This window comes from Parabacteroides goldsteinii DSM 19448 = WAL 12034 (assembly GCF_000969835.1).
In the GTDB taxonomy this organism is placed as follows: Bacteria; Bacteroidota; Bacteroidia; order Bacteroidales; family Tannerellaceae; genus Parabacteroides; species Parabacteroides goldsteinii.
Genome location: NZ_KQ033912.1, coordinates 1,546,512 through 1,572,239, shown reverse-complemented (window position 1 = coordinate 1,572,239; position 25,728 = coordinate 1,546,512). Strand labels below are relative to the sequence as shown.

General features: G+C 45.7%; 13 protein-coding genes. 1 reads left to right on the top strand and 12 read right to left on the bottom strand.

The window, feature by feature from the left end; translation table 11 throughout:
* Position 1: 1 nt before the first annotated feature.
* Positions 2-1,120 (top strand): ABC transporter substrate-binding protein, encoded by a 1,119-nt coding sequence (locus HMPREF1535_RS05950; RefSeq protein ID WP_046145574.1) that lies wholly within the window; start codon positions 2-4, stop codon positions 1,118-1,120.
* 328 nt (positions 1,121-1,448) lie between these two features.
* On the opposite strand, the gene HMPREF1535_RS05945 is transcribed toward HMPREF1535_RS05950, so the two are convergent.
* The 12 genes from HMPREF1535_RS05945 to HMPREF1535_RS05890 form a co-directional block, all read right to left on the bottom strand.
* Positions 1,449-2,825, bottom strand: a complete 1,377-nt coding sequence (locus HMPREF1535_RS05945; protein ID WP_046145573.1) for an NAD(P)/FAD-dependent oxidoreductase — start codon at positions 2,823-2,825, stop codon at positions 1,449-1,451.
* A 203-nt stretch (positions 2,826-3,028) separates the two neighbouring features.
* The gene (locus HMPREF1535_RS05940; protein WP_007655628.1) at positions 3,029-5,098 is read right to left on the bottom strand and encodes a ligand-binding sensor domain-containing protein; all 2,070 of its coding nucleotides are present in this window, start codon (positions 5,096-5,098) and stop codon (positions 3,029-3,031) included.
* An 86-nt stretch (positions 5,099-5,184) separates the two neighbouring features.
* The gene (carB, locus tag HMPREF1535_RS05935; protein ID WP_046145572.1) at positions 5,185-8,403 is read right to left on the bottom strand and encodes a carbamoyl-phosphate synthase (glutamine-hydrolyzing) large subunit; all 3,219 of its coding nucleotides are present in this window, start codon (positions 8,401-8,403) and stop codon (positions 5,185-5,187) included.
* A gap of 288 nt (positions 8,404-8,691) precedes the next feature.
* Complete coding sequence (locus HMPREF1535_RS05930; RefSeq protein WP_046146437.1) at positions 8,692-10,521, bottom strand: O-antigen ligase family protein; 1,830 nt, start codon at positions 10,519-10,521, stop codon at positions 8,692-8,694.
* 170 nt (positions 10,522-10,691) lie between these two features.
* Complete coding sequence (locus HMPREF1535_RS05925) at positions 10,692-13,925, bottom strand: efflux RND transporter permease subunit (RefSeq protein ID WP_046145571.1); 3,234 nt, start codon at positions 13,923-13,925, stop codon at positions 10,692-10,694.
* Between the two features lie 12 nt (positions 13,926-13,937).
* Positions 13,938-15,416: a TolC family protein gene (locus tag HMPREF1535_RS05920; protein WP_046145570.1), complete on the bottom strand. Its 1,479-nt coding sequence runs from the start codon at positions 15,414-15,416 to the stop codon at positions 13,938-13,940.
* 21 nt (positions 15,417-15,437) lie between these two features.
* Positions 15,438-18,518 carry an efflux RND transporter permease subunit gene (locus HMPREF1535_RS05915; protein ID WP_046145569.1) on the bottom strand — a complete coding sequence of 1,027 codons (3,081 nt, stop codon included), beginning with the start codon at positions 18,516-18,518 and terminating at the stop codon, positions 15,438-15,440.
* A gap of 9 nt (positions 18,519-18,527) precedes the next feature.
* Entirely contained in the window at positions 18,528-19,613 is a 1,086-nt protein-coding gene (locus HMPREF1535_RS05910; RefSeq protein ID WP_044246119.1) for an efflux RND transporter periplasmic adaptor subunit, read from the bottom strand.
* A gap of 85 nt (positions 19,614-19,698) precedes the next feature.
* Positions 19,699-21,540, bottom strand: coding sequence for an O-antigen ligase family protein (locus HMPREF1535_RS05905; RefSeq protein WP_007655621.1), 1,842 nt, complete (start codon positions 21,538-21,540; stop codon positions 19,699-19,701).
* An 11-nt stretch (positions 21,541-21,551) separates the two neighbouring features.
* On the bottom strand, positions 21,552-22,421 hold the full coding sequence (gene lepB / locus HMPREF1535_RS05900; protein WP_044245995.1) for a signal peptidase I: 870 nt from the start codon (positions 22,419-22,421) through the stop codon (positions 21,552-21,554).
* 2 nt (positions 22,422-22,423) lie between these two features.
* Positions 22,424-24,307, bottom strand: coding sequence for a hypothetical protein (locus HMPREF1535_RS05895; protein ID WP_229102660.1), 1,884 nt, complete (start codon positions 24,305-24,307; stop codon positions 22,424-22,426).
* A gap of 154 nt (positions 24,308-24,461) precedes the next feature.
* Complete coding sequence (locus HMPREF1535_RS05890) at positions 24,462-25,697, bottom strand: 6-bladed beta-propeller (protein WP_157277589.1); 1,236 nt, start codon at positions 25,695-25,697, stop codon at positions 24,462-24,464.
* Positions 25,698-25,728: the final 31 nt, after the last annotated feature.

Below are 25,728 nucleotides of genomic sequence, written 5' to 3'. Positions count from 1 at the left end.
GATGAAGTTTTTTATATCCACCCTCTTTCTACTTTGCTTCACACTCAGTTGTAGTGTGAAGCAGAGTTCTTCTGAAGATCAGTCGTTTTCTTCTGATACTATCCGCTACGCCCGTGGTTTCACCATACAGCACTTCACTGACTATACATCGGTAGAGGTCCGCGACCCTTGGGACAGCACCCGCATCCTGCAACGTTATCTGTTGGTGGATCGCGGTGCGTTGATGCCCGGTGATTTGCCTAAGGGGACAGTTGTACGGACACCGGTGAAGAATATCGTGGTTTATACCTCCGTTCATGCGGCTATTATTGACCAGTTGGGGGAAGCGGATAAGGTGATCGGCGTGTGTGAACCCCGGTATATGGATACGCCTTCCATTCAAGAGGGTTTGCGTGCCGGAAAGATTGCCGATCTGGGAGAGGCGACGGCGCCGAATATCGAAAAGATTATAGATATAGGGGCAGAGATCATTATAGCTTCTCCTTTTCAGAATGCAGGATACGGACCTGCCGAGAAACTGGGTATTCCTATCATTGAGGCCGCCGATTACATGGAGTCGTTGCCGTTGGGACGGACCGAATGGATACGTTTCTATGGCTTGTTATTCGGTAAGGAAGTGATGGCGGATTCAATCTTTCGGGAAACGGAAGGCCGTTATCTGGAACTGAAAGAGCTGGCAAAGACAGTCACTAACCGTCCGACCGTCATCTCCGAAAAGAAATTCGGTTCTTCCTGGTATATGCCGGCAGGCGATAGCTATGTCGCCCATCTCTACAACGATGCCGGAGCCGATTATATCTTCAAAGACCTTCCCGGAGCGGGCAGTACCCCTTTGGCTTTTGAAACCGTACTCGACAAGGCGATCCATGCCAATATGTGGCTGATCAAATATAATCAAACAAACGACATGACCTATAAAGACCTTCGTACCGAGTATACGCCCTATGAAAACTTTGATGCCTTTAAGAACCGCCGGATTTATACCTGTAATACGGGAATAGTACCCTATTACGAGGAATTTCCGATACATCCCGATTACCTCCTGAAAGACCTTGTATGGGTATTCCATCCGGAGTTATTGCCGGGTTACACGCCCCGGTATTATCGGAAGATGGAGTAATCCTACTAATTATTAAGACTAACCTATGGACTAACTAATTCAAAGGTTACGACTCAGTGTTTTCAGGGTGTACACCGTAGTTGATTATGGTGTACAGGATAACCAGCCAAGGTGTACAGGGTAATCCACTACCCTGTACACCCTGATAGTAGTGGGTAAGGACTTTCGTTCTAGTGAGTAAGGAGTTTCGACTTAATAAGTGGTAGCCTTCCTTTTAGTTGGAGGGTGGGTAGGGGATAATAAAACAAAATCCCCGGCATCAGGAGTCTGACCCGGGGATTTTCTGTAGTTTGGCATTTGAATTATAGGGAGTTGTTATTTTGGTCCGTTATGCATAACCGTTCAGCATTCCGTAGAAATACATCGGTTTCAGCATGTAAACTTTCAGTAACCAGGCCGCCCATTGTTCCTTGGATGTGTCCAGCATGCTGAACGGGAACGAGTGAACCGGCTTTTTATCATAGTCGAACTCGCACAACAGTACGTGTCCATAGTCTGTTACGATCGGGCAGGCAGCATATCCGTTGTATTTCTCAACAGGTTCTTTGCCTTCCATCAACGAGATCAGGTTTTTGGCAGCGATCGGCACTTGCATGCGTACTGCCGCAGATGTTTTACTGGTCGGTATCCCGGCAACATCTCCCAGGGAGACGATGTTCGGATAAGTTTTGTGAACCAGTGTCGCTTTATCAACCATCACCCAGGCATCGGCAGCCAGTTTGCCTTCCGTCCATCCCAGACCGGCCTCGCGAACGAAATCGGGAGCCGACATAGGCGGAGTGAAATGAAGGAAATCGTAATCTTCCACGAATGGAGTATATACTTTCTCTTCTCCGACTGTTTCAACCTTTTCAAAATGTACCTGTTTGGCTGCCGTATCGACACCTTTCACGCGAACGTTGAGATTGATGGGAATATTACGTTCCTTGTAAATCTCCAGCAGACGGGGAGTATAAAACGGAATATCGTACAGCTCTTTCGCAGCCGTGAAGTAATCCAGTTTCAAATTGTCCCGTGTGCCTTGTTTGCGGCTGTAATCTTCTGTCAGCAAACAAATCTTTTTCGGTGCTCCGCCACATTTATGCTTTGTGTATGTATCTGTGTAGATACCACGGCCGCCTGTCTTTGCGAATTCCTGAAGCGCTTTCCAGGTTTTTTGTGCACCTTCGTAATCATATATACAGTGAGCATTTCCTGCTCCTAATGTATCGTGTGTAATCCCTTCCACCTTTTCCCAGTTAATCTGTATACCTGGTGTCAGGACCAAAAAGTCATAAGCGACTTTTCCATTGTTGTTCGTTGTTACCAGGTTCATGACCGGGTCAACGGCGGCAACAGAATCTTTAATCCATTTTACGCCGTCGGGAATGCAATCTTCCTGCTTCTTCCATACTTCGTCCGGTTTATAAACACCGGAGGCGATCAATGTAAAGCCGGGTTGGTAGAACTGTCGGTCGCTGGGGTCTATCAATGTAATGTCCGGGCTATCCAACCAGTGCATCAAACGTGCAGCCATACTAATTCCGGCAGCCCCTCCACCGATTATCAGGATTTTCCCTTTTGCATTGCTAGAGAATGCATGAGCTTTTTGTGTACCCACAGCAGTTATAACTCCTGTTGCTGTTAATATTTTGAGGAAATGGCGGCGACTGATACCCTGCCTTTCCAACTCTTCCAGTTGTTCTTCCAAATCGTGCTTCATCATGTCTATAGAAATTAAGATTCAATTGCACTGGCAAAGGAAACACATTTAGAAACATAACGATTAAAAAGTACTACTACACTACTTGCGCAAATGTTTTGTGTGAGAGGAAATACTACATCAAGCCTTTCTCATGTCTACTACAGTAGCGGGTAATTAATTGTATAATAGCAGTTTGGTGAAATACTGATTCTAGAAAATACTTTTTAGAAATTCATGAGGAAATCAATGAGATTCGTATCGCTATCGAGTGACAGGCGCTTTCTTAACCGGTACCGTCGTAATTCTATCGCACGGACTGATACGTTTAACAATGATGCGATTTCTTTGGTGGAAAGATTCATGCGGAGCAGGCAACAGATACGTAAGTCGCCGGTGGTAATGTCGGAGTATTGTTGGCGTAACCGGTCAATGAAATTCTGATGGGCGCTGTTGAAATGCGTCTCAAACAACAACCAGTCCGCCTGGTCGTTCAACGATTCTTCCATCAGGTTTTTCATCCGGGTATACAGTTTGTTCGGATACCGGTCGCCCAATGTCTCTTTCTGTTGCTCCAGTTCGTCAAGCAGTTTCTGTACCGCCTGGTTTCTTTTTACCAGGGCAGAGGTTTGCAGGGTCAGTTCGTTATTCTTGTTTTGCAGCTCGGCTTCCAGCATTCGGCTTTTCATCTGCTGGATTTTCTGTTCTTCCGCCTGCCTTTTTGCATCCAGCTTGCTCTTTTCTTCCCGTTGCAGGTTTTTCAGATGGTAGCTGAGTGTGTATTTGCCTATTACGGCGATGGCGATGATATAGATCAGCCACGCCCATATCGTGTTGTACCAGGCCGGGCGGACGGTGATCGGAATGGCGATTTCAAGGTACGGCCCTTTTACTACATATTTGCGGATCTTGAGCACATATTTGCCTTCCGGAAGTTGCAGGAAAGAGATCTCCCCGCCTTTTTGCCAGGGCGACCAGTTTGAAGAAACACCCTCTATCATATAACTGATCTGATGGTTCGGGGTAAAGATCGTGCTTCCTACATAGACGGAAAGTTCCTGGAAATTATGGGGGAGGGTGATCTTTTCCGAATTGACCGGCAAGTTGTGTACGCCATCTTTGTCGATATACTTTATTTCGGATATTTGCAGGGGCGTGGCAGGGCCGAGGCTTCCCTCTATCAGGTCGCGTATATTGACCAGCAAGGCTCCCTGCATGGCCGAGATCAGGTGAAGCGTGTCATTCAAAGGATATATCCTTCGGTCTCTGCTCACCATATTCATATTGTAGTTATTGAGCAGAATGCGGCATTTCAGTGTCCCTTTCCCGTTATCGTTATGGAACAGGCCGGCTTCGTTTTTGGCACAAAGCCAATAGGTGTTATCGCCGATAGGATAGATCTGTTCCGCATGGGCAAACTCTCCCAATGATTCGGTGTCGTAGAATACATTGCTGACACGGAGCGAGTCGTACACACTGTTCTGTGGCAGGAGGTGGAATGTCTCTTTCTTTATATCGACCGGTTCAAAATGATCACCGGCGTCTAATGTCCTTTTGAAATATCCGATATTCGTCTGGATATATAATGTGTCGTTGAAGAGCGTAGCATTTTTCAGTTTTCCTATCTGGCTTCGCTTCCCCAGCAAAGTGATCGAGGGGTCGAATGTTATCTGTGAGATGCCATTGTCGAAAGCCAGCCATATCTGTTGCGCATCCTGGATGCAGATGGCGCGCACGATATTGTCGGGTAATGACTGGTCGTGGGTTGACAGATGGCGCAGGATAGTCCCTTCCGGGCTTGTTATATATAATCCGTTGTTGGTGGTACCGATAAAATACAGATCGTTTATTGTCGTAAAGACAGAGGGTTGTGCATGCAGTATCTCGTCGGGCAGGATGAACGGAATGGGAGCGGGCGGTTCTTTAAACTTGACTTCTGCCGGTATCGTGGAGAGCTTATGGTAACGCATAACACCTAAATGGTCGAGGGTCCATCCTCCGAAAGAACCTTCACTGATGGTATAGATCGTGTCGTTGAGGAATGTTACGCCGTTTATAACCGATTTATCGGGTGTTTCATAAAGCTTCCAGGTGTTTCCGTCAAATGTGAGCAGTCCGGAATTATTGGCTACATAGAGCACGCCGTCGGAGGCTACCGACAGTCCCCAGTTCTGACAACTGGCTTTATAATCATCTACCGAGAAGTTTTTTACGAATAAATTAGGGACGACTACCGATGCATGCGCGACCATGAATGTCACCATGAATATCAGGAATAATAACGGTAGTCTGTACATGGGCATGATTTAAAATTAAACAGGTAGAGACAAGGTAATACCCTGTCTCTACGTATTATGGTCACAAATATAATAAAAATATTTGCTTATTTGTAATCTTGCCAGTCTTTGATCTGGATATCTTTTACATCCATCGTGCAGAATGCTTCGATAAATGCGCTAGCCAGACGAGCGTTGGTGATCAATGGTATGTTATGATCGATCGCAGCACGACGAATCTTGTAACCGTTGGTCAGCTCGCGTTTGCTATGATCTTTCGGGATGTTTACAACCAGTTCGAATACGTGGTTGCTGAACATATCCATGATATTCAGGTCGCCCTGTTCATCCGGCCAGCATACGGCAGTCGCTTCGATTCCGTTCTCATTCAGGAACTTGGCGGTTCCGGCAGTACCATAGATCTTGTATCCCTTTGTGCTCAGCAGGCGGCAGGGTTCCAGCAAATCTACTTTGCTCTTGGCTGCTCCCGAAGAAACCAGGATATTCTTTTTAGGAATGTTGTTGCCAACAGCGATCATGGCAGACAGCAATGCTTCGTTGAAGTCGTCGCCGATACAACCTACTTCACCGGTCGAGCTCATATCCACACCCAGTACCGGGTCGGCTTTATGCAGACGGGCGAATGAGAACTGAGATGCTTTTACACCGATCCAGTCGATATCGAAAGCGCTCTTGTCCGGTTTGGTATAAGGAGCATCCAGCATGATGCGTGTAGCCGTTTCGATGAAGTTGCGTTTCAGCACTTTGGATACGAACGGGAAGCTACGTGATGCACGCAGGTTACATTCGATTACCTTCACGTCGTTGTTCTTAGCCAGGAACTGGATATTGAACGGACCACTGATGTTCAGCTCTTTGGCGATCATCTTGCTCACCTTCTTGATGCGGCGTGCTGTTTCGAAATAGATTTTCTGGGCCGGGAATACCAGTGTAGCGTCACCTGAGTGAACACCGGCAAACTCGATATGTTCGGAGATTGCATATTCAACCACTTCGCCGTTCATGGCTACAGCGTCGAATTCAACTTCTTTCGCTCCTTGCAGGAATTCGGATACGACAACCGGATATTCTTTGGAAACCTTGGCGGCCAGATCCAGGAATTCGATCATCTGTTCCTTGTTGTGGCAAACGTTCATCGCAGCTCCTGAAAGTACATATGACGGACGGATCAGGATCGGGAATCCTACCTTTTCGATAAATCCGTCGATCTCTTCCATACTGGTCAGCTCTGCCCAACGCGGCTGGTCGATGCCCAGTGTATCCAGCATCGCGGAGAATTTGTGACGGTTCTCAGCGCGGTCGATCGACAGCGGAGAAGTACCCAGCACCGGAACATTCTGGCGATACAGTTTCATTGCCAGGTTGTTCGGAATCTGACCTCCCACGGATACGATTACACCCTTCGGCATTTCCAGGTCCATTACATCGAGTACACGTTCGAAAGAAAGTTCGTCGAAATACAGACGGTCACACATATCGTAGTCGGTAGAAACCGTTTCCGGGTTATAGTTGATCATGATCGACTTATAACCCAACTTGCGGGCTGTCTGGGCTGCATTGACCGAACACCAGTCGAATTCTACGGAAGAACCGATGCGATAAGCACCTGAACCCAGGATAACCACGCTCTTGTCGTTCTTGTAGTAAGGAATATCATGTTCGCTGCCATCGTATGTCATGTACAGGTAGTTCGTCAGTTCCGGATGTTCGGAAGCGATTGTGTTGATACGTTTTACGCTCGGCAGAACGCCCAGTTTCTTACGCAGGTTACGTACACGGATGTTTTCTTTTTCCATGTTTCCTTCCGGATTTTCAACGTAACGGGCGATCTGGAAGTCAGAGAAACCTAAACGTTTCGCTTCTTTCAGTACATCTTCGGGCAGATCTTCGATCTTATTGTATTGAGACAATACTTTCGTATAGTCTACGATATTTTTCAAACCGTTCAGGAACCACGGAGTGATCTTTGACAGTTCGTGGATACGTTCTACGGTATACCCTTCTTCCAGCGCTTTTGCTACGGCGAAGATACGCAGGTCGGTCGGGTTTGCCAAGGCGTCGTCCAGGTTGTCGAATTCCAGGTCGTTGTTTCCTACGAAACCGTGCATGCCCTGTCCGATCATACGCAGACCTTTCTGCATGATCTCTTCGAAGCTCTTACCGATCGACATGATTTCGCCGACAGACTTCATGCTTGAACCGATCAGGCGGCTTACGCCAACGAACTTAGTTAAGTCCCAACGCGGGATCTTCACGATCATATAATCAACTTCCGGAGCTTTGTATGCTGAGTTCGGAGTACCCATTTCGCCGATTTCGTCGAGGCTGTAACCCAGCGCCAACTTAGCGGCAACAAAAGCCAGAGGATAACCGCTTGCTTTGGATGCCAGGGCGGAAGAACGGCTCAGACGAGCGTTTACTTCGATCACACGGTAGTCGCAAGTATCTGAATTGAATGCGTACTGGATGTTACATTCACCTACGATACCCAGGTGGCGGATCGTCTTGGTAGACAGTTCTTTCAGCAGATCCAGTTCCTTGTCGGTCAGTGAGCAGGTAGGGGCAACCACAATACTTTCACCGGTATGTACACCCAGCGGGTCGACGTTTTCCATGCTTACAACCGTGAAGCAATGGTCGTTTTTATCGCGGATTACTTCGAATTCAATTTCTTTCCAGCCTTTCAGCGATTCTTCCACCAGGATCTGTGAAGAATAAGCGAAAGCGCTTTCTGCCAGTGTGCGCAGTTCTGCTTCATCCTTGCAGATACCGCTACCCATACCGCCCAGTGCATAGGCAGAACGGATCATTACCGGGAAACCGATCTTGTAAGCAGCTTTCACTGCATCTTCCATCGTTTCAACGGCCTGGCTGATCGGAGTTTTTACGTCGATTTCATTCAGTTTCTTTACAAACAGGTCGCGGTCTTCTGTGTACATGATAGCTTCAACAGAAGTTCCCAGTACCTTTACGCCATATTTGGCAAGTGTGCCGCTGGTGTATAACTGAGTACCGCAGTTCAGGGCAGTCTGGCCACCAAAAGCCAGCAGGATTCCGTCCGGTTGTTCTTTTTTGATTACTTCTTCAACAAAATACGGAGTGATAGGCAGGAAGTACACCTTGTCTGCTACCCCTTCCGATGTTTGGATAGTTGCAATGTTCGGATTCAGCAAAACGGTACTGATACCTTCTTCTTTCAGTGCCTTCAATGCTTGTGAACCGGAATAGTCAAACTCTCCGGCCTGTCCGATCTTCAGGGCACCCGAGCCCAGAACAATCACCTTTTTGATTCCAATCTTCGACATAGTAATTGGGTTGTTTTGTTTATTAATATATTATAGAATGTTATATCTTACTTAATCTCCACTTGCGGGACACAAAAAAAATGCGTTAGTAAAAATAACCAACGCATCTTATATAAAGAAATTATTATCCCGTAAATTAAAGAAATGAGCTTCGATATCCGGCGTTGAACCGGAAATAAACATCGGATTACAAGTATGTATCTTATTCGTCATGAAACTCTTCCTTCCAAAATTTCGGCAAAGATAGGGGATATAATTTAAATGTGCAATAAAAACAAAGGGATTGTTCTATTTACTGTTTGCCATTTGTTGTAAAAGAAGTTGATAGACTTCTTCTTTCATCTGCCTGGCGGGCTTGAAGCAGGTGTCCGGCTGTTTGGTCAACACGGAATGGGCAGCCAGCCTGAGCTTGTCCGGGTGGTAGTAGTTTGTTTCCGCATATAATTTGGTTAGCAGATAATAAGTATCTATCTGTTCCGGAAGAATATGCAGGCATTGCAGTAAATATTTCTCAGCCAGCTTATAAAGTCCGAGTTGCTGGTGGCTTTCGGCAAGGATATAGTAGAATTCGGGATCAGCACTTAACCAGATGGCCCGACGACTCCAGATGATGGCATTCGAATACTGTCCGGATTGTTGCAGGCACCGGGCGCCTTCCAGCAGGAATTCGGTCCGGTGGGAGAGGCGCGGGTACAAGCTCATATATCCTTGTGCGGCAACCTTCTGTTCCTCCTTTTCTACCAGGATCCGCAAAGTCTTCCATTCTTTGTACGGTTCGTAATAACTTCGTTGTCCGAAAAACAGGATACAGGCGACTAAGGCAGCGAATGTCCCGATGTAAGGAAAACTTTTCACAGACGGTTTCTGTTGTTTTTCCGCCCGGGTGACACACATTGCAGAGAAGAAAATAAGCAGAACCCAGAATGACGGTAGTTGCAGCGGATAGGAATACATGGAGAAGAAAAGTAACGAAAGGATACCTCCCGTAGCCCCGACCTGTTTGTTTTTCAGCCCGTAATAGAGGCAGAAGGCGATCCATAACGCAAAGAGAAGCAGTCCGGCGATACCGAATTCGAGTCCTATCTGCAAATAATCGTTGAAGGCGAAAGGGGGACAGGTCGCAGCCATCCGTTCCGTATCGGAGGCTTTCGTCGACGCTAGGTAGTCGGCCTGTGTCTGGGCGAATGAGACGGGGAAACCTCCCAGCCCAGTGCCGGTGACAGGCTTGTTCAGTATGGCCTGGGTCGTTACGTTCCACATCAGCATCCTGTTGGCAGATTTCTCGGTATTGAAAACACTGCCCAATGTCGGAAGTCCGGAAATAACGATAAATAAGACAATGCAGCTGACGATCACTGTCTTATTATGCTTTATAACCCTTTTCTTCAATAACTGCCACCCTGATTTCCGGAGATAGAAGACCCAGCAGCATGAGATTCCGGCTGCCAGCCACGCTGAATGGCTTTTCCCGCCGGGAAGCCCTATCAGGATGAGTATGATCGTGAATGCCGACAGGTAGAATAGCATCGTCCTTGTTTCCCACCAGGCCAGTTTGTCGCAATCGCGGAACCGCAAAGCCAGGTTCAGGCATACGGGGAGTACGATTGCCAGATAACCGGAGAAGGGGCCGGGGCTGAAAATAAGTCCGTCACCTTTGAGTAGCGGATGGTTTGTCGATGCTCCCCCGTACAGTTGCCCCATTCCCCAGGCCGCTTCGAAGATACCTGTACATATAATAATGGACAGGAAGAAAAGCCTGAGTTCCGGGTGGGCTTGCAACGTGGCTCGCAACATAAACCATAAGGTCGTAATTTGTCCGACGAAAAGAAGTCTTTCCGGTTCCGGGTCCAGCTCATAGTTGTAATTTAGCAAGGCCAGACCGGCAAAAAGTAATAAAAGTCCGTCGGGTAATGAGAAGGTAAAATTGCTTTTTTTCACTGTGGCTTCCATAAACAATACACTGAATGCAAGTAATAAAATAGAGAAATGAAACCAGAATACTTTACCTGTGATGGTTCCTTCAGCAATTTCGGGGTTTGCAGCAAATACAATGCACAAAAGTAACGCTCCGCTCGTAGAGAGGGATAATAGTCGTAGATACTTAAATAAAACTTTCATCTTTAAATTATTTTTAGGGTGATATCGGACTTTCAACTTCTGCAACTTTTCTGCTCCTGCATAAAACATTTAAGACGTAAGAAGGGTTTGGATAATTAACAAATCGTCCAAGAATATCACAAAATTAGGAAAGAAAAACAGTTATTGGCGGTTAAGTATTAACAAGATGATTATTTCTTCAAAGTAAAAATAGGTAGGTATATGAAGATACCGAGGATCGACATGGTCAATCCGCCGATGGTCCCGGCTGCCAGCGGAAACCAGAACGCTTCTTTATCGGGACCTAACATGAACGGAATAAACCCGAGTATGGTAGAGATCACGGTCAGGAAGATTGGTGTGATCTTGGCATTCCATGCTTTCAGGTAAAGACGCCAGGCGGGCATTTTGGGCCTGGCTTCGCGAAGTTGGTTATATTCGTTTAATATATAGATACTTGCATTTACCGTGATACCGCATAGCAAGACAAACGACGCAAACCCTCCCTGGTCGAAATTCAGCTTGAACCAGTAGAATGTCAGGAACACCCCGATATAGGAGATAGGGATGACAAAGATAACAGCCAGCGGTTGTTTCAGCGAATTGAACAGAATACTGGTCGTAAAGAAAATAATGGCAATGATCAGCAGCAATAACAGATACTGTTTATTGTCTTTGGTGTTCCAACTCCAGTAATTACTATCCGATTTGGCAGTGTATCCCATCGGTAACGACGCATTGAATTCTTTCAATACACGTTCCTGTATCTTGGTCCCCTGATTGGATGCACCGATGTATTCATATTGAAGACACAGGCGGTATTGCTGGTTCACCTTGGCTACTTTCTGCGGCATCTGTCCTTTTTCGACGGTGGCCAGTTCCGACAGTTTATAAGGTTTGCCCTTAATGCTCTGGGGGACGTATTGCATGCTCCAGACATCATAATCTTTTGACTGGCGCGAACTTAGTTTCAGCTTTTCCGTTTCATTGTCGACAACGATCGTACCGCTGTAGATATCCTTTCCGAACACCGGGTTGATGGAGGCGAACAGTTCGATCGGCAGGATATTTTCCTGTGCCATCCGTGCCTTGTCCAGATTGAAATAGAATTCCTGATAATCGTCTTTCCACCACGAAAATTCAGAGTTGATCAGTACTTCCTTGATACGGCGGTAGGTAAGAAGTGTATCCTTCAACTGTTCCGCCCAGGTGTATAATTCGTCATAGTTATAGCCGAACATTTCAATACGGAACGAACCTGCTCCTTCCCGTACGTCGTTGCTGAAGCCCTGGTCCTGGAGCCCGTACACACCCCAACTACCGCCGCCCAGTTCCAGCGCCTTGCTGATAATCTTGCTTTTCAGCGTATAAGGGAATCCGCTTCGCTCTGCCGCTTTGGTGAAATAAATACGTATGCCTGCCTGCCGCGCACTGTAAATGTTCGTCTGGAACTGGCGTATGTCCTTGAATGTGCTGAGGTAAGCCTCCATGCGTCCCATCAACTGATTCATCTGTTCCAGTGTAGTCCCGTTGGGAAGTGAGGCGGTGACCGACAGGACCGTTTCGTCGTTGCGGGTAAAATAACTGCCTTCATACACTTTTTGCACGAACAGGCGCAAGGTTCCTCCCAGTGCTTTGTCCATTATCGGCTTGACTTTCTCCTTATAGGTCTCGCTTGAGACAATCTTGTTGTATTTTTCAATGAGCAGCGAGTCTGTAGCCGTATATACCTTGTCCTTGTCATCCATTTCTATTTTTTCGGGGAGCAGGAAGACCGGCAATCCGAAAGCCAGTAGCAACAGGAAACATGCGGTCTTTTTCCATCGGCAAAGAAAGCTGATCTGTGCATGGTAATATCTGTTGAAATAGACCGGGAACCGTTTTAAAAATCTGTTCCCCCACCTTCTGATCCGCGGAAACCAGGTGGCTTTTGGTTTCAGGGAGAGCTGCGCTTTCCGGGCTGAGCTTTTCTTTTGCCCCAGTCCCAGCTTCTCTATCAGGGCAGGAACGAAGAGCAGGGCGATCGCCAGCGACACTGCCAGGTTGATGATTACCACAGCTGCAAAATCCTGTAGGTTCAGCCGTATTTTTTCATCGAGGAAGAAAATGATCACCAGCGCACCGATAGTCGTCAGCGTTGCCGTTAGGATGGAAAGGAAGGCTTTGCGGTTATGTCGGTTGCGTATATGGTCGGTCATCACGATCGTATTGTCGATTACCAGGCTTAACGATATGGTAACTCCCGCCAGCGAGTAAAGCTGCATTTCCAGTTTTGCCAGATAGAAAAAGATAACGGCAATACACAGGTTTACGCTCAGGCTGACCACGATCAGGAACAGATAGCGCACATTCCGGGTGATCAGCAGGACGAACAATAAAAGAATCAGGATCGTAAGTCCCGTACGTACATATATCTTATCCAGTTCATTCTGGATAAACTCGGTCGCGTCATAACTGGTATGTACCTCATATCCCTGCGGTAATAACTGGCGGATATGCTCCATCTCCTCTTTTACCTGTTTGGCGAGTTCCAGCTGGTTGGCTGTCTCTTCCGCACGGATGGAGAGATAGATCGAGTTCAGTCCGTTGATACGGTAATAGCTTTGGGGAGCCTCTTCCTGGCGGGTGACTTTCAGCAACTGGTCCAGGCGTATCAGCTTCCCTTCTTTACTGGTGACGGTTATGTGGGAAGCCTCGAAACCCTCCCGTACATCTTCCGGTATCAGGGCGAGGCGAATCCATTCCTCTTGTTCGTTCGTATTGACATTTCCGGTTCCCAGGAATTCTTTGTTATAGTATTGAGCGATCGCATTCTGTATGTCATTGGTGGTAATGCCGAGCGACACGAGTTGCCGGCTGTCATACTCCAGCCGCCATTCCATCGGCGTGGCCCCGCGTACATCGATCCGGTAAATACCCGGGATACCGGCGAGGCGCGGTTTGATCTGGTCCTCCGCAAACCGCTGGATAAAGATCGGAGTTGCCGCCGCATTCAGCGTATAGGTCATGAACGGGCCGGATTCCTTGTCGTCCGGGCGGCTCATTTCCAGTATCGGATAACTTAACCCGTCGGGCAGGCTGGGCCATGTCTGGCGTACGATCGTGGATGCCTCGAAACGGGCGGCGTCGATATTGGTATGTTTGTCAAGTTCCAGTGTCACATATCCCCAGCCGTTTCCGGAAGTGGAGTTGATCTCCTTGATTCCCTTGATACGTGCCAGCATCGATTCCAGCCGCGAAGTGACCTCCATCTCGATTACACGTGCCGAGTTGCTGGGCATATTATAGCTGACGGTCAGCCGGGGCAATGTGCGTGAGGGAGACAGCTTAATCGGCAGGAGAGGGATGAAAGCCAGTCCTGTCAGCGCCACACAAAGGAAGGTGACGATGATCGTAAAGGATGATATCTTGGGAGATGTGCTCATTGAATCTGTTACTTATAGTCCGTGCGTAAAATCAAATTCCCGTGCCAGTGATATGCCGGTTTCAAAATCATGCAGTGTCAGTTTCCGTATTTTGAAATAACTCAGCCAGTAATTTTGCAGGGCGGAGATATAGTTGCGCTGTGCCTCCTGCTGGCGGTTCAGCGATAAGGTCAGGCTGTTGATGTCCGCCTTCCCGATCATAAACCGTTGCTTTGTCTCACTGTAAGCCATAACAGCCAGGTCGAGCGCCTCTTCTGCGCTTGAGATCAGGTTTTGCTGGATATTGAAGTCACCGACAGTCATGATCACGTCTTCCTCTACCGTCAGTTCCTCCTGGCGGGCGGAAATCTGTGTCACATTCAGATTATTCTTGGCAATGTTATGTTTCCCTTTCCGTACGCCCCAATCGACGAGAGGGATAGATACGGACACGGATACGACATCCTGTTGCAAGGGGTTGCGGTAGGCCTCTTTCATTTTATCCGAAACCTGGTTGAAACCGATACTGGCGTTGATGGAGGCATTGAACATGGCTTCTTTTTTGGTTTTATCCACCTGTTGCTCCGCTTCAAGTACCTGCTGTTTCATGTCGAGAAATTTCGGATTGTTCTCCCGGGCGAGTGTCAAAGCCTCATCGACGGAGATCTGCATGTCTTTCGGACGTCCCGGAAGGCGTAACCTTATTTCTGTGTTTTTATCGAAGTTGAGGAAAGAAGCCAGGCTGAACATGGCTCTTTTCAAGGCTATATCTGCATTTTGCAATGTATTGCGTGCGTTGACGGCATCCAGTTTCAGTGTCAGCAACTCTGCTTTGTTGATCGCAGCGATTTTGTGTCGTTCCTGTCCTGTCCGGTACAAGGTATCTGTTGAAGCTACATTCTCTTTTGCCAGGTCGTATTCCGCTTGTGCCATAGCCAGGGCAAAGAAATAAGTGGTCGCTTGTTCGCTGATATTTTCGATATTGTACAGTAATTCCTTTTTCGCCTTCTCATATTTGAGCGGCTCTATCTTTCGTTCCCACCGGAAAGGATTGTAACCCAGGAGACTTTGGCTATACCCGATTCGAATAGGGACAGTAGTGTATTGATTATAAGTATTTTCTCCGAAATTACGCATATACCCCAGTTCCGAATCCAGATAAAAAGTACCTCCCAGAAGGTCGAAGTTCTGCTTGACCTGAAGATTGCCGTTGGCATAGAATGATTGCTGCGTACGATATTCTTCTATATTTTCATCATAATTATATCGTTTCGTGATATCGCGATAATACTGTGCCGGAGTCAGGTTCAGCGTCAGGCTTGGCAATCGTCCCGCCTTGAATGTCCTGTATTGCCAGTATCCGGCCAAAAACATATTCTTTGTCCTGAATGCCTCCAGCGAACTATCCCCCGCCAATGCAATCGTCCGCTCCAGCGACAGCGTAAGCGGCTGGGCATTCAGATAGACTGAGGTAAATAACAGGAACGATAATAATATTTTACATATCTTCATAACGGCATTATATATAATTCGTTAAACTTCAGTTTGTTTTTCAGGCATCACTGCATTCGGGTCGTGTTTGCGGTAGATGAACCAGTAGACCAGCGGGATGATGAACAGGCTGACGGCTGTACCGATCAGCATGGCTGAGATCATGGCGATGGAAAGGGGTTTTTGTAACTCGCTACCCATGTCGAATGAGAACAGCAATGGGACCATACCGAAGATGGTGGTCAGCGAAGTCATGATGATCGGGCGCAGACGGCGGCGGCCGGCTTCGTGGATCGCTTCCATCAACGGAACACCTTCCTTACGTAATTCATTGATCGCATCCAGTTTCAGGATGGAGTCGTTTATAATGATACCGCAGGTTACCACGATACCGATGGCACTCATCAGGTTCATCGTATGTCCGCAAATCCAGAGTACCAGCAGTGATGCAGCTACGTCGATCGGAATCTCGATCAGTACGATCAGCGGCTGCAGAAAGCTTTCGAACTGGGCTGCCAGGATGAAATACATTAGCAGGATAGAGATCAGCAGGATCACCACCAACTCATTCAACATCTGTTTGTTGGAGAAGAAACTACCGGAGAAATCGATCTCCCAGTTCTGTTCGCCTAACTTCTTCACCTCTTCCATCAACGGTTCCGCCTTCTTGACATCATAGAAGCTGAACGGGATATATTCGCCGTTCTTACCGGCAGTAACCGTCTTCAGGTCTTCCCCTTGCGTCACCTTAACCAGTGACTGCAACGGGATGTACTGGCTTTTTCCCTCTTTGTCGGCCTGCGTCCGGACCAGTGTCTGCTGTAAGACTTCGTTCACCGTCTTACCGTCGCCGGCCAGGGCAATCGGCAGATATTGCTGGTAGGAACGGAGGGTCGCCACTTCATTTTCTTTGAAAGCCGTTTTCAGCAGGCGGTATACTTCATTGTAATTTACATTATAAAGTAGTAACTTCTGCCTGTCGACCGATATATTCAGTTGGTTATCGAAGGCGACTCCCACCGGTGCAATACCGGTAGACGCTTTCATCTGCGATTCCAATTTGTGCAATGCCTGAGCCTCCGGAGCTTCCGCTTTGTTGCGGGCATAAAATTCTGCAACCACGTCAGCTTCTCCCGTCACGAACAACTTTTCGAACACCGTGATCGGCGGAGAGAAGGAGAATACAGCCTGCGGATAATTAGTATCCAACCATTGCGTGATCTTTACCTGCAAGGGAGAGATGGCAGATGATTTTTCTGTCTTGAAATATAATTCGGCTTCCGAAGAAGACAGTTCCCGGTCGCGGTTCAACAGGAATTGTTGTTGACCGACATAGGAGGTATATTCCTGTACATCGTCTGCGATCTGGGCAAACAGTTTGTCCACCCGTTCCCGGTTTTCGTCGATATGGATGTTTTCGTTCCACTCGATATGGGCGATCAGTTCGTTCTGGTCGATTTCAGGCATCCTGCTTTTAGGTACTTCATAAAACAGCAGGGCGCATAACGGCAATGTAACGAAGATAAATATGATATTCGACTTTTTATGACGGAACACGAAATTGACTCCAGCATCGTAGAAACGATCCAGCGTATGTTCTTTGATCAGGTTGTTGATCCGGAGATTGAATCCCGTATGTTTGATATCGGGAATGCTGTAAACCAGCTTGTAGAGTACCGGAAGCAGCATGATACCCGTAAAATAGGAGACCATCAGTCCGACCGTCACCGCGAAAGCCTGGTCGTAGAATATAGCCCCTGCGATACCGCTCATGAATACCAGCGGCACAAATACGGCGATTGTCGTCAGTGTGGAACTCAGCATCGGGGTGATCACTTCGCTGGTCCCCATGTTACAAGCCTCTTCCAGCGTATACCCTTTCGACCGGTACTGCATGATATTCTCCGTCACAATGATCGAACTGTCGATCATCATACCCAGTGCCAGGATCAGTCCGGAAAGGGAAATGATGTTCAGCGACATCTTGAACATATAGAAGAAAAGGAAGCTGATAATCAGACTGACCACCATACTCAGGCCGATCACTGCCGGACTCTTGATATCCCCCAAAAACAGGATAGCCACTATACATATAAATATAAAGCCGAGCGACAGGTTCTGTTTCAGGTTTGAAATTGTATAATCCAGCAACTCCGTCTGGTTCCGGCTGACACTGAACTCTATATCCGGATAAACCGTTGCGAAATACGCAGTAACTTCCTGCAACGCCTCCTTCATGTTATCCATATTCTCGTCCGCCTGCTTGATCACAGCCAGCGTAACCGCCCGTTTTCCGTTTGAAAGTGAGGCACCTGTTTCCTTTTCCGGTACCACTGCCACTTTCGCCAGGTCTTTCAGCTGGAAGATACGGTCATTTTTATGGAGATAGATATTTTGTACGTCTTCCGGTGTGCGCAGTAAAGTTGAGAATTTGATGTTGTATTCATAATATCCGTCCCGTACGGTCATACTTCCCGGCTCGATATTGTTCGAATTCAGGGCCGATTCCAGGTCATCCAGCGTGATACCGGCCATTTCCAGTGTTTTCATGTCCGGCACGATCTGCAACTGCCGTTTCATCATCCCCGTGATATCTACCATCGCCACTTCCGGCAACTGCTCGATACGCCGTTTGATAACCGATTCGGCAAACTGGCAAAGGTCCAGAAAAGCAGCCTCGCTGTCACCTGTTTTCAGTGTTAGGTTCAGGCAAAAGACCGGTATGTCCGTTGCGCTCGCCTTGATCACCCGCGGACGTTCTATTTCGCGCGGCAGGTAGTTCATGGCAGCATCTATCTTTTCGTTCACCTCGATGAATGCCAGGTCCGTGTTAGTCCCGAAGTCGAAACTCAGGCGGATGATGCCGGCACCGTCGCGTGTCTCACTGTGTATATCGCGCAGGGCAGCCACCTGCATCAGCTGTTGCCGGATCGGTTTGACTACCGTATTCTCCAGTTCGCGGGCCGACGTATTCTGTCCGGACACCTGTATGGTGATCTCCGGTATCGCAATATCGGGCAACAACGATACCGGGATGGTAAAGTAAGTCACCAACCCCACGATAAAACAGGCTGTAAAAGCCATCAGTACCGCGATAGGACGTTGTAGTAGGAATTTGACCATAACAAATTTTTAATTTTCAATTATCGTTACCGGTGCCTCGTGTGCCAGATTGATATTACCGCTGGTAATGACGAAATCATCCTCTTTCAGGCCGTCCCCTTCCGAACTTGTAATCGTGTAGCTGTCTGCATTTTCCAGACCGGTATGTACATATACCCAGCTAGCCTTGGTTCGGGTGCTGTCGAGTTTGAACACCACTTGCTTTCCGGACCGGAGAACGACGGCGCTTTTCGGTACGACCAGTTGTTTGCCCAGCGAACGGTGGATGCTGACACGGACGTTCATTCCCTCGAATAACTTCCCTCTGTCCGTTACCGCCGCTTTCACCTGCACCATGCCGTTTTCATCGACCAGCGGGTTTATTTCGGTGATGCGTCCTTCGGCTTTTGTGTCGTTCAGGGCAAAAGGAGTGACCTCCACCCGGTCGCCGTTCTTGATCAGAGGCAGTTCGCTCTCCAGAACAGTGAACGCTGCTTCCAGGCTGCCCGGATCGATGACCGTGCAGAATATGTCGGAGGTAGAAGCTGTATTATATTGTTTGGCAAACAGATTGGCAACGATACCGTCGAAAGGAGCCGTCAGTACGGCATTCCGTTCTTCATATTCTGCCAACTGGTATTGGATAAGCGCCTGATCGTAACCGCTCTTTACCCGGACAAGCTGCATGGTGGCGGGAGGAACTTTGGCCGAGTCTGCCAGCGCATATCCCTGGCCGATCAGCACGTCTTGCAGTTCCAGTTTCGCCCGTTCCAGGGCATCTTTGGAAGTGGCCGTTTTGTTTTTCAGCCGGAAGGTCGACAATTCAGCCAGCTTTTGTCCTTTGCTTACCCGGTCGCCGTTCTTTACATGAATCGTAGCGATCGGTTCGGCCGACTGAAACCGCAGGTCGACATGGCGGCGTGCCGACAATTTGCCGTTACTCACCAGTTCATGGTTGAAGTCGGTAGCCTTTAGTGTCATCACGGTCACCTCGTTGGTTTCGTCCGGTAAAACCGTTTCAACAGTTTCTTCTCCTTCACTGCTGTCTTTTTTGTCACCGGAACAGGCTATCATCCCGGAGAGGAGCAGTATTGCCAGCAAATTGTAGTATTTCATATTCATATAAGCTATGATTCAAATTTTAATTTCCAAATATACAAAAATATTATTACGATGTTATCGTAAATAGCATATAAATAAATTAATTACGATCTGATCGTATGTTGTTGAGCATATTTTTAACATCTGTTCTCATTTCCCGGATAGCCGTGCTCTCTACTTTCGGTTCTTTTTTCAGTACGGCGTCAGCCGCTTTGATAAACTTATCTTCCTGAAAGAAAGTAGGTTCTGAGTAAAGTTTGGTAAGCAGGTAATACGGATAGATCCGTTCCGGTAACATATCGATCGCATGCAGCAATAAATTTTCCGCTTTTTGATAGTTTCCCATCGACTGCTCATTTTTCGCCGCTATGTAACGTATCATCGGATCACCGCTTAACTTCATAGCCCGATATAATAGCTTATTAGCTTCTGTATATCGTTCGGCCCTATTTAAACATTGTGCTGTCTCGAACAGGAATTCCGGTTTATGTCCCATCAACGGCACCAGTTCCTCATATCCTTCACCTGCCGCTTCATAAGCTTTACTATGATGCAACATCTTCAACGTATTCCATTTTTTATATCCTTCATAATACCCTTTCTGCTGCCGGAAAATCCACCCGCAACATATAGCCAGCACCCCTATCATAGCGACAGAAAGTATCTTCCTCCCCTCTCGAGAGGGGGTAGGGGGTGTGTCAGCGTCAACCGAAATATCAGCGTTAACCGGAGTCTTACTATTAGCCACCCCCATCAACACCACCAACACCACCCAGAACTCCGGCAACTGCAACGGATACGATGCCAGGCTGAACACCATCAGCGCCAATATCCCTCCGGCCGCTCCCGCCTGTCTGTTTTTTACCCCCCGGAACAAGGAATAGCTTAACAACAATACAAAAACCATTAAACCCACCAGCCCCTGCTCCAAACCAATTTGTAAGAATTCATTAAATCCGTATTCCGGACATCCGGCAACCAGCATCTCTGTCTCCGAAGCCTTTCCCGAAGTAAAATACTCCGCCTGTGCTTCTGCATAAGCAGCCGGAAAACCCCCCGTCCCGGTTCCTGTCCAGGGCTGTTCCCTAATCGCTTGCCCCGTCACTTTCCATAAAAGTAGCCGGCCATTGGCAGAATCTTTCTTTAGCAGATAAATACCCGCCAATGCACCGGCTATGGAGATCAGGATCAAAATAGAAGATACGATAGTTAAGGTCCGGTTTCCATTAATGTATCTTTTAGTCTTTTCCCATCCGATCCGTTGCACCCAATACACCCATCCGCATGAAATGGCAGCCGCTATCCATGCCGTCCGGCTCATCCCGGCAGGAAGCACGACAATGATTGCCAACAAACCGATCCATCCCAGGTAATGCAGATAAATTTTTGTTTGCCGTAGGATCATCCACAGGCAAACCGGCAATACGATTGCGAGATACCCCGAATAAGGCCCCGGATTATAAAAATCCCCAGTCAGCTTGAACAAGGAATGGTTAGATCCCTCGAATCCATGTAACTGTCGCATTCCCGACACGGCTTCAATCCCTCCGGTCGCAACAACCACCGCCAGGAAAAATAACTGTAACTGCGGCCATCCTGTCAATATGAACCGCAGCAAAAACCACAATACGACTAATTGCCCGCCAAACAACATTTTCTCCGGTTCGGGATCCAGCTGCCGGTTATAAGTAAGTGCAACGATAGCCGCCAAAACCAGCACCAATCCGTCTGCGACCGAAAAGTCAAACGGCTTTGCCGGTTTCATCAGAACAGCCGCCACCAGACTGCATGCTGCCAGCAGCAACATCGCCAGATGAAACCAAAGAACTTTCCCTGTAACCAGCCCGTTAGCCAGTCCTGTGTTGGTGGCAAAAACGGTGCACAGCAGAAAAATTCCGCTGATGGCGAGTAATGAGTAACTTATGTATTGTCTGTATTTCATGATTAATCTCTTTAATGAATTATTTTCATGAATCGTTCCCACCTGAATTTCTCCGTATACGGATCGACCGATTTCCAGATAATCCAAGCTTTTCCCACGATATATTCTTCCGGCAACATTCCCCAATAACGCGAATCTTGCGAATTCATACCGTTATCGCCTGCCATAAAATAGTAGTTTTTCAAGAAACGATAGCCGTCGATCGGTTTTCCATTAAGAAAAGATGTGGAATCCTTGTATTCGAGAGTTCCCTGTTGTTCCCATTCAATCAGCTTTTTATATAAAACGAAGTTTGTCCGATTCATCCGGATCGAATCCCCTTTGGCGGGAATATGAAGCGGTCCGAACTCCTTGATGCTCCAGCCGATAGTACCATCATAGGGGAAACTATGGAATATGCCCTCTTGAAACTTTTCTGTAACGGCAATCTTTTTTTGCGAATCCGTATTACCAAGAGGTGTATTTATTCCGTTTACATGGAAAAAACCATTTCGGATGGAGAGGGTATCGCCAGGTAATCCTACGCATCGTTTGATATAATATTTGAGGATATGCATTTCTATTTTATCCCAACTATTAGGGTGTGGAAAATTGAAGACTAAAATGTCATTGCGTTTAATATTTTTGAAACCGGGAATACGATAAATCTCGGTTTGTTCATTTCGCATGGAAGCAAACAGATTGAATATACGTGGTCCGATCGTTGGCTTCCAGACCAGGATATTATCTCCGGTAGTTAATTCCGGTTCCATCGAATCACTAGGGATTTTGAAAGAGGCAAACAATAAGACCTGTGTGGCGAACCATGCCGTAGCCAGCATACATAACCAAAAGGTTACGTCTACAGTATATTGCGCTATTTTTTTCCAATGCTTTTTCATGCTTAATACCAACGAATAATACCATTTTTATAGGCAAAGATACGATCATTTGTCCCTTTTACCTTTACTCTGTAAATAGTCCCTCCAGGTATATTTTCAAAAGTCATAAAATTGTAATCACCTTTTAAACTACCACCTTTAACCCATTGATTATCCCAATACCATAATTCTATGTCTATATCTTTAGGTAAATAATTTTTTGTATAGGGAATATATGAAATTCTACAGATTGACTTGGGGGCACCCAAATCAAACCAAAGTGTATTTTTCCCATCTTCCGGGTTGTTGAACCTGCCTCTGAAACCAGTGGCAGAACGACTGTCGGTAACCATGTTCAGTTCCTCTCCATCACCAAGCGGTGTGATATCGGCTGACACTTTTACACCTTGAATCGGTTTATCCTCTTTATTCTGTTCATAGAAAGATATTTCACAGAGTGCCAGTGAGTCTTTGGGAGATATTAATTGTATATATCTGTATTTTTGAGAAACAGGAAGATTGATCTCATTTTCCCATGTATCCATGCTGTCTGTCATCATATATAAGGTATCAGCGGCTAAGGTATTCAAATCATTGCATCCTGTGAGATAAGCCCCGACCAGCGTCTCTTTCGCTTCGGAAATCTCTTCAGGATACAGATAGGCGGTATAGTTTCGTACGGTAACCGGCATTTTCTCCTCTTTGCATTCCAGTTTTTCGCAATTACCGTCTTTAGTCAGGATAAAAGCAGATGCGGCAGGTGTTAAAACACCATTTTGGTAGAACATAGGCAGGTAAACGATATCCCTACCCATCCCTTTGAAAGTCACCTTTTTGTTCCATTCGATTTTACCCCATTGCACGGGTTGCCATTCTTTTGCTCCGAAAACGCATAGATAGCAATAACGTGTGTTTTCGGGAATAGGCTCCGTAATAGTTATTTTCACATCTGTTGTCTGGAAATATTCAGAAGAAACATCCTTCATAAATGGATTTTTGAATAGAGAAGGAATATCTTCTCTAGCAACCGCCTCATTACCCAACGGACCGGAAAAATAATGTTCGAACGTATGCCGGTACACTTTCGGAAGTCTGAATTTTCCCCACTTCAAATCAAAACACTCATTATTGTAAATCTCCTTGTATTTCCACCGGTCATCGTCCCAAAACGGTTCGAAGGGATATGACTCTCCGCCAACGATCAGGCTGTTCCAGCTATGCCCCCCGGAGCGGTTCCCCCATTCCGGCACGAAGTCGATAGCGACTCCCATGCCGAGTGCAGACATCATCAGGCAGTTATACCAGGCTTTATCGTCGCATGAACCTCGTTTTATTTGTTCGAAAGTGGCAGCGTTGCAAATAGGCATGGAGGCAGCGGCCCAGTTATTATGCATAAGGTCGCTATATATTTGATGTAAAGAGTCGGTCACTACTCTGAAATCTTTATTAATATCGTTGAATATACGAGCATGTCGTTTGTAAAAAGTATCCCGGCTCTCGTCCAGACAAATTCCTTCGGCAAAACGATAGGGAAGGATATATTTGCAGAAATCATCAAAAGTATCACTCTGTGTATATACATTCTCTTTCCAAGCATTGAAAGAACGGTCTATTTCGTTGATAAGCCAGTCTGCATTAATGGTTTGGATATCCGCTTTTTTATTAAATAAAGACGGATGGATTTTTGTTTTCTCATTTCTCCAAAGAGAGTCGATTTCTTTTTGCCATTCGGATGAACGCTTCCAATTATGTTGTTTTGATATATCTACGTACTTCAAATAAAAAGGTTGTAGTTTTTCTATATTTGATTGGTTAACACCTGAATGGCCAGGCATATTCATTATTAGAAAACGGGCAGCAGCGAGTTTTTCCGGATCATTTTTATAATGATCTAATATTTTTTCCATTTCTTTCCGGTTGTCTCCGGCTAGACTAAGGGGCATGTCCAGTTGCTTGTCAATTTTTGATTGACAGGCTGTTTGTAAAAGAATGACTAATATGCCGAACAGCAAAAAAAACAATTGCTTCATATATTTCAATTGATTTTGTGAAAATATATTTTTAGTGAATATCTTTAAATTGATATGCAACTATGATTGGATTCGCATTTTCAACATCTTTAGGTAATAATTTTGCTAGTTTAGGGGAGATACTTTTCAGTTCAGGATCTTTTCCTATTTGAAAAATCCCGTAAAATCTATCGTTATAAGACGTTAAAGGTATAGTTATGACATCACGAATATTTTCTTTCGAGATAATTGTTTTTGAATCCCATCTATATGATATCTTATTTATTTTGTCCCAAATATATGGTTGTTTGATTATTCCTCCTTTATATTCTTCATTGGTCGTGAAAAGCATATATCTCTCTGAATCAATAATATTGCCGGTAAATAATGTGTAATTATTCTCTTTGATTAGTTTACATATTTCTGCATATGTCATGTTTTCATTATGCTTATTCCAAATACTTTTGTTTTGTTTGATTACAAACTTTGGAATGAATGATATATTTTCACAAAATTGATATATTGTGTCTGAATAAGTAGGGGTATATATTAGTTTATTTTCAAAGTCATAAGATATACTGTTTTCTATAAAATTGTTTTTTTGTAATTCTTCTAATTGAAAACCTTTATATAGAATAGAGTCTTTATCTGTTATTAGTAATTGCCAACTTTCTTTATCGTTAAAATCTTGTCCGTATGATAACATATTAATGTATATATTATTTATATTGGCTAAATAGCAATTCTGAATGCCTCTCTCTCTTTTTATGAAACTACCATCTTCTGTTGAATAATAGATATAAGATAATCCTAAGGCATCATTTAGTAAGATTTCTTTTTTTGATTCATTAACTTGCATATCCCAAATACTGATAAATTCCTCAGGTCCATTACCCTTTTCGTCTATGCGGAATAAAAGTTTTCCTTGTTTATCAAAAACAAAAACTTGCTGTGATAGAAAGGAATCCATAATATATATTTTACTTTCTGTGATAATCATTTTTCTAATTTCTCCAATTAGATGTTCAGAGTCAAGCGCTATATAGTCTATATTTGAAATACAGTCTGTCAATTGCTTTGTAGAAATATCTTTGGCTTCACTTGTATTGATAATTTGAGGATATTCGTTTTTAATTTCTACTTTTTTTATATTCTCTAACTCTAATTTTAATGCTTTCTTAGGAATCGGTTTGTTGCAACCGATTAAAAACAAGTATATTACAGATAATATATATATGTTGAGTGTTCTATACATGGATATTGAAATGTTTTTTGTGAAATTCTCCATTCTCATTTTGATATAGAGAATGGAGAATTAA

Bases quoted from the DNA above. Each gene is read 5' to 3' on its own strand.
- HMPREF1535_RS05950 (WP_046145574.1), top strand. From the start codon at position 2: ATGAAGTTTTTTATATCCACCCTCTTTCTACTTTGCTTCACACTCAGT.
- HMPREF1535_RS05945 (WP_046145573.1), bottom strand. From the start codon at position 2,825: ATGATGAAGCACGATTTGGAAGAACAACTGGAAGAGTTGGAAAGGCAG.
- HMPREF1535_RS05940 (WP_007655628.1), bottom strand. From the start codon at position 5,098: ATGTACAGACTACCGTTATTATTCCTGATATTCATGGTGACATTCATG.
- carB (WP_046145572.1), bottom strand. From the start codon at position 8,403: ATGTCGAAGATTGGAATCAAAAAGGTGATTGTTCTGGGCTCGGGTGCC.
- HMPREF1535_RS05930 (WP_046146437.1), bottom strand. From the start codon at position 10,521: ATGAAAGTTTTATTTAAGTATCTACGACTATTATCCCTCTCTACGAGC.
- HMPREF1535_RS05925 (WP_046145571.1), bottom strand. From the start codon at position 13,925: ATGAGCACATCTCCCAAGATATCATCCTTTACGATCATCGTCACCTTC.
- HMPREF1535_RS05920 (WP_046145570.1), bottom strand. From the start codon at position 15,416: ATGAAGATATGTAAAATATTATTATCGTTCCTGTTATTTACCTCAGTC.
- HMPREF1535_RS05915 (WP_046145569.1), bottom strand. From the start codon at position 18,518: ATGGTCAAATTCCTACTACAACGTCCTATCGCGGTACTGATGGCTTTT.
- HMPREF1535_RS05910 (WP_044246119.1), bottom strand. From the start codon at position 19,613: ATGAAATACTACAATTTGCTGGCAATACTGCTCCTCTCCGGGATGATA.
- HMPREF1535_RS05905 (WP_007655621.1), bottom strand. From the start codon at position 21,540: ATGAAATACAGACAATACATAAGTTACTCATTACTCGCCATCAGCGGA.
- lepB (WP_044245995.1), bottom strand. From the start codon at position 22,421: ATGAAAAAGCATTGGAAAAAAATAGCGCAATATACTGTAGACGTAACC.
- HMPREF1535_RS05895 (WP_229102660.1), bottom strand. From the start codon at position 24,307: ATGGAAAAAATATTAGATCATTATAAAAATGATCCGGAAAAACTCGCT.
- HMPREF1535_RS05890 (WP_157277589.1), bottom strand. From the start codon at position 25,697: ATGGAGAATTTCACAAAAAACATTTCAATATCCATGTATAGAACACTC.